This is a genomic window from Streptomyces sp. NPDC055078 (assembly GCF_053607985.1).
The window spans coordinates 1-1,650 of the sequence record NZ_JBSGUP010001063.1 but is presented as its reverse complement, the minus strand read 5'-3'; the positions used below and the strand labels follow the sequence as shown (position 1 = coordinate 1,650).

The following is a 1,650-nucleotide window of genomic DNA, read 5'->3' as shown; positions in this document are numbered from 1 at the left end:
CCACCAGCAGCCGGGCCCGGTTGTGCAGCCAGCCCTCGGACAGCAGTTGCCGCATTCCCGCGTCCACGATCGGGCACCCGGTGCGCCCCTCCCGCCAGGCCGCGATCTCCTTCTCGTCGTGGCGCCAGCGGTCCCCGCGCGCCCGGTAGTCGGCCCGCGCGGCGTCGGGCCGGGCCGCGAGGACCTGGTGGTGGAAGTCCCGCCACGCCAGCTGCCGTACGAACGCATCCGCGCCCGCGCCGCCCTTGCGCCGCGCCCGGTGGACCAGTTCCGTCGCGGAGAGCGTGCCGAAGTGCAGATGGGGCGACAGCCGCGAGGTGGTGTCGCCCGCGAGGTCGTCGTGCCGTTCCTCGTACGCCTCGACGCCGGTACTGGGGCGGGCGAGCCAGGAGTTCAGCCGCAGCCGGGCCTCGCGCTCGCCGCCCCGGGCGACATGGGGCGACACCCCGGCCACGGCGGCACGCCGGGGCAGCGGACGGCCCGGCAGTTCGGGCACCACCACCTTGCGCGGCGCGGGCAGTGCCTCGCGGGGGCCGGTCTCCCGCCAGCGGCGGAAGTACGGGCTGAAGACCGCGAAGTGGTCGCGGTTCTCGGGTGTCACCTGCCCGGGCGGCAGCACGGTGATCACCCCTTCGTGGACCCGGAGTTCGCACCGGGCCGCCCCGAGCGCCGTCCGCAGCCGCTCCTCCCTGCGCTGGGCGTAGCCGCTGACACCCCCGGCGATATGCACCGTACGGGCGCCGGTCTCCTGGACGACCCGGGGGACCTGTTCGGCCACCTCGCCCGTACGGATCACCAGCCGGCCACCGCGCTCGCGCAGTCCCGCGTCCAGGGAGGCCAGGCAGTCGGCGAGGAAGGCGCTCCGGTTGGGGACGTCGAAGCCCGCCCGGTGCACCCCTTTGTCGAGGACGAACAGCGGTACCACCTCGTCGGCCTCGCGTACGGCGGCACTCAGCGCGGGCTGGTCGTGCACGCGCAGATCGGAGGTGAAGAGCATGACGGAAACAGTCATACGCCGTCCTTCATCAGGCGGGGGCGCGTCGGGTGGGGTGGTTCACGAGGCGCCGTATCGATCGGGGGAGGCGCGGTGGCCGGTCAGGGGCGGTCGGAGCCGGTGGGGGTGTGGTCGGGTGCCTTCGCCGGGAGCCGCCCGCGCCGTCTGCCGGGGAATCCCCGCAGTCCGACCGGGGTCCGCGCCGCTTTCGGCGGTGGAACCGACCCGTGCCGGCCGCGCGGCTCAGCCGGGCCTCCAGCAGCACGGCCGGCGGCACGGCGGCATCGGTGGCCGGGTCCGGCACCCGTCGCCCCGGGCCACCGGAACCGGCAGTCGCTCAGGGCCCGGTCGCGCCGAGGAGATACCACCGATGGCGACCGGGGCGTTCACGCGGCTTCCTCCACTGTGGGGCAGGCTGTCCGGACAGATTCCACCAGGCATCCGGCACGGGCGGAGCCGCGGATCGGTCCGCATCCGCAGATGGACGTACGCGGAACGCGGGGCGGGCACGGTCGGCGCCGGGCGGCACGGGAGCCGTGGCGAGGCCAGGGGCACGGCCGGAGCACACGTCGTACGTCGTCACCTGCCCGCGCGCGCCCGTCCCGGAGGCGGCCGGCCGGTCCGCCCGTCGTACCACCCACGGTCCGGTCGTACGG

At 75.5% G+C, this 1,650-nt stretch carries 1 protein-coding gene; it reads right to left on the bottom strand.

The genetic code is table 11. The features are described 5' to 3' along the window. Nucleotides 1–1,012 (bottom strand): deoxyribodipyrimidine photo-lyase (locus ACWF94_RS40135; protein ID WP_453500184.1); only part of this gene is annotated, 1,012 nt, incomplete at its 3' end. Nucleotides 1,013–1,650 lie beyond the last annotated feature (638 nt).